Source organism: Burkholderia anthina, from assembly GCF_902498995.1.
GTDB lineage: Bacteria > Pseudomonadota > Gammaproteobacteria > Burkholderiales > Burkholderiaceae > Burkholderia > Burkholderia anthina.
The window spans coordinates 1-6,290 of the sequence record NZ_CABVLY010000055.1 but is presented as its reverse complement, the minus strand read 5'-3'; the positions used below and the strand labels follow the sequence as shown (position 1 = coordinate 6,290).

Sequence of the window (6,290 nt, the reverse complement as noted above, 5' to 3'; positions counted from 1 at the left end):
GCGGAGCTGAAGGGCGCCGCCGGCGGCGGGCCGCAACCGGGCGGGCCCGCGGGCACGGCGGCGGGCACCGGTACGGCGCTGTCGCGCACCGTGTCGGGTGCGGCGAGCGGGCGCGGCGGCGTGGCCGGGCTCTCGGCGTTCACCTCATCGGGCGCGGGGCCGGCTACGACGACGGGCCTGCTGCCGGGGCTCACCGGCAACGGGTCGACCGGCGACGACGCCACGTCGGGCATCCTGCGCGACGAGGGCGGTGCGACGGCCGAGCCGGAGCCGGCCGCGACTGCCGCAGCCGACGATGCGCTGCCGCTCGTGCCGGCCCCGTTGCCCGGGGCGCTTCGTGCGCCCGGCGCCGGCAATGCGCCGGCATTGGCCGGGGCGCAGGAGAACCCGTTTGCAGCCAGCCCGGGAGAAGGCGTGCAGGGCGGCGACGTCGGTGCCGATGGCACGATGCGCGCGCCTTCGGACCCAGCACTGGCCGACACATGGGCCGATACACGGGCCGATACACGCGCCTTCGCCGGCATGACCGTGCCCGCGGATCTCCCCGCGGGTGCCCGAACCGCCGACGCCTCCGCGGCGAATGCCGCGCCCATGTCGCGCGATGCAGCATCGCCGGCTCCGACCGCCACGCCGGCAGTGACGACCACGACGATCGCCACCACGACGCGCCCGCCGAGCGCGTCGCCGATACCGGCCGGCCAGCGAGGGAGCGCCGTTGCGTCGCCGGCTCGCTCGACGCGGGACGTCATCGCCAATGCAGCGGGCACGGCCGGCCGCTACGCGAGCGCGACGGCCCGCCGTGCCGGCACGCTCGCGTCTGCCGCGGGACGCACGCTGGCCGAGCGCGGCGCCGCGCTCCCCGGCGTGCGCGCGCTCGAAGCCGGCCTCGCCGAACGCGGATGGATCGCCCGGCACGGCCGGTCGTCCGATGCGCCGGACGACATCGATACCGGCGTCGGCGCAGACACGAACGACCCGTCGTCGGTGGCATCGGGCAACGAAGCCGCGGGTGTAGTCAGCGTCGTGCGGTTCGCGGTGCAGGCGCGCGAATGGCTGGACGAGCGGCGCGCGCGCGCGCCGGCGCACGGCTGCCCGCATCGCCGCAGCCTGCGCTGCCGCTGGTATTGCCGAGCGGGATGCACGCGGCGCGGCGTTTGAGCGTGCACCGCTTCCTTCTTCCTCCACTTTCGAGATTTCCAGCTTCGACATGAGAATCGACACGATGCACGGCGCGGCGATCGCGCTGCTGGGCGGCATGCTGCTCGCGGGCTGCAGCGCGACGTCGCAGTCCGCGGCGAACGGCGCGCCGGTGTTCCCCGATCCGGGCGCGGCCTGGGTGTCCGACGGCACCATCGTGAACCCGCGCGTGCTGCGGCAGATCGTGCCGGGGATCACCGAGAACCAGGTGTATCTGCTGATCCACGAACCGCATTTCAGCGAGGGGACGTTCGGCGTACGTGCGTGGAACTACCTGATCCGGTTCCGGACCGGACCCGGCAACGCCTTCGTGACGTGCCAGTACCAGGTGCAATTCGACGAACGCCGGTTGGTGCGGGCAACTTACTGGCGGAATCCGGGTTGCGCGGATTACGTCACGCCGGGCGCGCCGGCGGTGTCGACGTCGCCGGTCGAGCTGCCGGCCCGGTAGTGCGCGGCGCCACCGGCCCGGCAGCGTGCGTCACAGCCACGCGTTGCCGCCGGTCGAATCGCGGAGCAGTTCGCGCAGCCAGGTGCCGGCGTCGGGCGCCGGCGCGGATGGAGAGGCGTGCCGGGTCAGCACGTACAGGTGGCAATCGGCCATCGGCAGTTCGCGATTCGGCTGCGGTTCATGGCGCTTCAGCAGCGCCTCGCAACGAAAACCCAGACGTTCGATGCAGTCGCCGGCCGGGCCGCCGGTCACGCAATGCGCGTAGATCCGCTGCACGCCGCGCTGCGCGAGCAGCCAGCCGAGCAGTTCCTGCAGCGCCATCAGGCATGCGCGCCGCCGTCGCGTGCCGCCGCGCTTCGCGATCATGACCGACAGACGCACGCACGGCAGATCGGGCGTGAGTTCGATCACCGCCGCGAGTTGCCCGGTGGCGCGGCATTCGCATGCATAGCGGATCAGTGTCCCGTCGCGCCAGCCACGGCGCGCTTCGGCGATATACGCATGGGTTTGCGCGAGATCCCCGTGGCGCAGGATCGGCAGGTACTTCATCGTTTCCGCGTCGCCCAGCATCTGCTCGAAGAGCGCGGCGGCATCGTCGGGCACCAGCGGACGGAGAATCAGCCATTCGGTTTCGAAAGGAGTCAACGGGGGGAATCGCATGATGATCGCTCGTCATCGATCGGTCTTGTCAGTGTGCCTGACCGCGTGCGGCGCGGCGTGAATGCGCGAACCGGCAAACGCGTCACGGAATTTCTTCGCACAGGCGTCGGCGGATTCGCCGCGCCGCGCGAGCGCGCGGGCGCGGCATGACATGCTGGCGGATGCGCGGCGCCGCGTGGCCGCCGTTCCCCGATGGAGAGATCGCATGCGCTTCGCTTTCGCAGGATTCGACCTGTTCCACGGCATGCTCGAGACGTTCGCGAGCGCCGGATGGAAGCCGGTGTCGCTGTTCAGCTTCGTCACCGACGGCCAGGTGAATTCGAATGCGGAGATCGTGTCGTACGCGACGCGTCACGGCCTGCCGCTGCAACTGTCGCGGATCGACGAGGCCGCGCTGCACGCGCTGCGCGCGCTCGACTGCGACGTGCTCGTCGTCGCCGGCTACGGCTGGCGGATACCGGACTGGACACCGTACGTGCGGCACGCGATCAATTTCCATCCGTCGCCGCTGCCCGACGCGCGCGGCCCGTATCCGCTGCTGCGCGCGATCCGCGACGGCCACCGCGAGTGGGGCGTGACCTGCCACCGGATCGCGCCCGCGTTCGACACCGGCGAGATCCTCGCGCAGGAACGCTTCGCGCTCGCCGCCGACGAATGCCACGAAAGCCTGCAGCTCAAGGTGCAGATGGCCGGCTGCCGGCTGGCGCGGCAGGTCGCGCACGGCTTCGACGCGCTGTGGGCCGCGCGCATGCCGCAAACGGGCGGCAGCCACTGGCCGAAGCCGGCCGATGCCGACCGCACGCTCGATTTCACGCGGCCGGTGGACGACGTGATGACGTGCGTGCGGGCCAACGGGCTGCACGAGTGCATCGCCCACGTCGGCGGCAGCGTGCTCTACGTGCGGCGCGCGGTCGGCTGGCGCGAGCGGCATGCGTTTGCGCCGGGCGCGATCGCGCATGCGTATCGCCGCTGGACCGTCGTCGCGGTGCCGGACGGGTTCGTCGCGCTGCTCGAATGGAGCGCGCTGAGCCTGGCCCAGCGCGCCGATATCGGGCCATGATTCAAGCGGCGAGGGGCGGGACGCGGCGCGCGTGTGCGACGCGAATCGGCGCGTCACGGGGTCACGCCCGCAGCCAGAAGAATTCGCCGGACGCGATGCCTTCGAACATCTCGTCGCTCGACTCGATGATGTTCTGCCGCCAGTAGCGACCGTGCTCGGCATAGTGCGCCAGCAGGTCCGCGAGATCGGCGCCGGTGAAGTCCGGCTCGAACGGCAGCCGCAGGATCAGGACGATGGAACCGGTGTCGGCGTCGATGCCGAGCTGGGCCTGGTCCTGCGCATAGATCAGCAGGTTGGCTTCCAGCATCAACCGGAAGATGTGCAGCGTGCGGCCCGCCGTGACGGTGCCGAAATGAAAGTTCGCGTAGAGCGCGTGTTCGTCTCGTTCGACGTGCTCGAGGCGCACCTCGAAGCCTTCGACCTCGACCGACCCCGTTTCCTGCACGTATTCGACATCGTGGAGGCCGACGACCGCACAGAACTGGGCGACGAGTTCGAGGTAGCGAGGATCGCTCATGAGCGTGAAGAAGGGCGGAAGCGGGGATGAGCGGAAGGGGCCGGCGCAACGGTGCCGGCAGGACGGAAACCCGCCCGGGCCGGCCCGTTGCGCCGACGAAGGAGCCGCAAGACGGCGTGCGGATCGCGTTACTGGTTCTTCGCGATGTCCTTGAGCGAACCCGTTGCCGAATTGGTGGCGTTGGCTGCCGCCGTCGCCGCATTCAGCTGTGCGTTGTTCGATGCCTGGGCGGTGGCTGCCGCCGAGCTCGCTTGCGTGATCGCGGTCTGTGCTGCCGTGGATTGTTCGATGCTGCTGACTGCTGCACCTGCACCTGCCAATGCGCCTGCCATGTTGTTTCTCCTTGAGAAATGACGAAAGGAACTGCGGTACTGCAATAAACCGTTCTCGCGCGACGGTGGCCGCAACGGAACAGAACGGAAGCGAATGCCGTCAGGCTTGCCGGATCTGGTGGATCACGCGCGATGCCGCCAGCAGCCCGCGATACAGCGTCGCGCGGTTGCGGTTGTCGGTGTCGGAGCCGGGTGCGGCGTTGTTGATGTTTTCGGCGACCTCCACGAGCGCGCGCTGGATCTTCTCGATCGTCGGCGCGGCGGCCGGATCCCTGACGAGCGCGGAAAGGTTGTCGAACTGCTTGGCGTAAGGCGTGATGGGCTCGTACATGTCGCTGGTCCTGGTCGAGGTCGATGAAATTTCAGGAGTCCGGTGCAGCCGGACGGGGCGCCGCGTGCACCTGCTCGGCGCTGCGCGCGATCGTGCTGCCGTCGACGGAGGGCACGTCGGCGCCCGAAGCGACCGGCACGCCCGACGCCGGCGCCGGATCCGCCGGCGCCTCCGTCATGTAGATATGCTTGATGCCGTCGGGCGTCTGCGTGTACTGCACCGAGTCCGACGACACGATCTCCGAATACTGCCCGGCGGCCGGCGCTGCTGCCTGGCCGGGGTGCTCGTCCACCTGCACGTCGAGCCGCCGGATGTTCGAATCGAGGTCCGCACGCACGCGCGTGACGGCCTTGTCGAGCGCGGCCTTGCTGTCGACGGTGCCCGTGATCGCGAACGCGCCGTTGCCGAGATACTTCACGCGCACGCCGGCGATGCCGAGCGAATCCTCGATGCTGTGGACCGCGTTCTGCGCGACGTCATAGCTCCGGACGATGTCCTTCGACGCGATCTTCGCCAGCGTCGAGCGCACCAGCTGATCGTCGGACAGGTTCGCGACCATGCCCGTCACGACGCTGGTGTCACCGACCGTACGCACTTGCAGCTCGGTCATGTGGGCCGCCGCCAGTGCGTCCTGGATGCGCATCGTCCGGTAGTCGGCGCCGTGCCGCAGCGCGGCCTCGCTGTCGGGCGCGGTGGTCAGCAGCACGACGGTGCCGGCGACGATGCCGACCGCGACGCATGCGACGAGCGCGCCGTAATAGCGGCGCCGCGTGCGCCGTTCGGCGTCGGCCTGCGCATCGGCCGGGCGGGTCAGCAACGTCGACAGCAGGTCGAGATCCGATGGCCATGGCGTATCGTCGGGGCCCACGCACAGGATCGTCTCGCCGAAGCGCATCGGCACGAAATCGACCAGGATCACCGTTTCGTCCTCGATCGCCGTCGCGGTTGCCGCGCCGTCGGCCTGCGCCGGCTCGCCGGCCGGCACGTCGACGCGCGTCGATGCGCGGACGACGCCCGACGGATCGACGTCGAGCGTCACGTCGGCGCCGGTCCAGTCGGTCAGCCGGATGTCCGCATCGGCGCCGCCATGAACCCGATGCTGACCCGGCGTGAGCTGCAACATCGCTCCCGCGTGGAATCCCGTCAGTATCCGTAGCTGTTTCATGAGCAAGGCGTTCAATCGATATCAGGTCCGTATGCCGAATTCGCGGTACGTGCGCGACGGGCGAAGATCGTCCGTCACGCTGTCAATGTAGAGGCTAAACCCGAGCGGCCGGCCCCGGATGCGAAGACTTCGCGTTTCGAACGAAGCATTCGCATGGCGACGCCGCGCTACGGCGTGCGGCGCAGCGCGCGCAGCGTATCCAGCGCGCACTCGCACTGGCGGGCGGTGCGCGGGCGGTCGAACTGGCGCAGCAACAGCCCGGCCAGCAGGTTGAAGTCGCGTGCCGCGCCCGGCAGCGGCGGGGCGCCGCCCGCCACGTCGCGGCGCGGAGCCGGATGCGCGCGCAGCTTCTCGATATCGGCCTCGGGCAGCGCGACGCCGTCGCGCTGCATGCCCAGCCAGCGCGCCGACCATGCATGCACGCGCGCGGCGACGCCGGCGCCCGGCTGCGCGGCCAGCTCGCTTTGCAGCGCGAGCAGCTCGCGCGCGCATGCGTCGCGCAGCGCGTGCGGATCGAGGTCGCGGTCGGGCGCGGGCAGCACCGGCGCCGGTGGCCGTGCGATCGCCGCCGCCGGCT

General features: G+C 70.4%; 8 protein-coding genes and 1 pseudogene. 3 read left to right on the top strand and 6 right to left on the bottom strand.

The window, feature by feature from the left end; genetic code table 11:
• A pseudogene (locus tag BME24068_RS34700) lies at positions 1-1,158 on the top strand (hypothetical protein); the annotation flags it as partial.
• Positions 1,159-1,207: 49 nt separating this feature from the next.
• Positions 1,208-1,648 (top strand): outer membrane protein assembly factor BamE, encoded by a 441-nt coding sequence (locus BME24068_RS34695; RefSeq protein ID WP_174928799.1) that lies wholly within the window; start codon positions 1,208-1,210, stop codon positions 1,646-1,648.
• A gap of 30 nt (positions 1,649-1,678) precedes the next feature.
• On the opposite strand, the gene BME24068_RS34690 is transcribed toward BME24068_RS34695, so the two are convergent.
• Positions 1,679-2,293, bottom strand: a complete 615-nt coding sequence (locus tag BME24068_RS34690; RefSeq protein ID WP_174928798.1) for a GNAT family N-acetyltransferase — start codon at positions 2,291-2,293, stop codon at positions 1,679-1,681.
• Positions 2,294-2,513: 220 nt separating this feature from the next.
• Between BME24068_RS34690 and BME24068_RS34685 the strand changes: the two genes are divergently transcribed.
• Complete coding sequence (locus BME24068_RS34685; protein ID WP_174928797.1) at positions 2,514-3,368, top strand: methionyl-tRNA formyltransferase; 855 nt, start codon at positions 2,514-2,516, stop codon at positions 3,366-3,368.
• A 61-nt stretch (positions 3,369-3,429) separates the two neighbouring features.
• Here the strand turns inward: BME24068_RS34685 and BME24068_RS34680 are convergent, their stop codons facing one another.
• The 5 genes from BME24068_RS34680 to BME24068_RS34660 all read right to left on the bottom strand — a co-directional run.
• Positions 3,430-3,885 carry a CesT family type III secretion system chaperone gene (locus BME24068_RS34680; RefSeq protein ID WP_096498618.1) on the bottom strand — a complete coding sequence of 152 codons (456 nt, stop codon included), beginning with the start codon at positions 3,883-3,885 and terminating at the stop codon, positions 3,430-3,432.
• A gap of 128 nt (positions 3,886-4,013) precedes the next feature.
• Positions 4,014-4,217: a hypothetical protein gene (locus tag BME24068_RS34675; protein ID WP_096498616.1), complete on the bottom strand. Its 204-nt coding sequence runs from the start codon at positions 4,215-4,217 to the stop codon at positions 4,014-4,016.
• Positions 4,218-4,317: 100 nt separating this feature from the next.
• Complete coding sequence (locus BME24068_RS34670) at positions 4,318-4,548, bottom strand: type III secretion protein (RefSeq protein WP_096498614.1); 231 nt, start codon at positions 4,546-4,548, stop codon at positions 4,318-4,320.
• Positions 4,549-4,579: 31 nt separating this feature from the next.
• Positions 4,580-5,671: a secretion protein gene (locus BME24068_RS34665; RefSeq protein WP_174928796.1), complete on the bottom strand. Its 1,092-nt coding sequence runs from the start codon at positions 5,669-5,671 to the stop codon at positions 4,580-4,582.
• A gap of 209 nt (positions 5,672-5,880) precedes the next feature.
• On the bottom strand, positions 5,881-6,290 hold a 410-nt coding region (locus tag BME24068_RS34660; protein WP_174928795.1), incomplete at its 5' end, for a hypothetical protein.

Bases quoted from the DNA above. Each gene is read 5' to 3' on its own strand.
- BME24068_RS34695 (WP_174928799.1), top strand. From the start codon at position 1,208: ATGAGAATCGACACGATGCACGGCGCGGCGATCGCGCTGCTGGGCGGC.
- BME24068_RS34685 (WP_174928797.1), top strand. From the start codon at position 2,514: ATGCGCTTCGCTTTCGCAGGATTCGACCTGTTCCACGGCATGCTCGAG.
- BME24068_RS34680 (WP_096498618.1), bottom strand. From the start codon at position 3,885: ATGAGCGATCCTCGCTACCTCGAACTCGTCGCCCAGTTCTGTGCGGTC.
- BME24068_RS34675 (WP_096498616.1), bottom strand. From the start codon at position 4,217: ATGGCAGGCGCATTGGCAGGTGCAGGTGCAGCAGTCAGCAGCATCGAA.
- BME24068_RS34670 (WP_096498614.1), bottom strand. From the start codon at position 4,548: ATGTACGAGCCCATCACGCCTTACGCCAAGCAGTTCGACAACCTTTCC.
- BME24068_RS34665 (WP_174928796.1), bottom strand. From the start codon at position 5,671: ATGTTGCAGCTCACGCCGGGTCAGCATCGGGTTCATGGCGGCGCCGAT.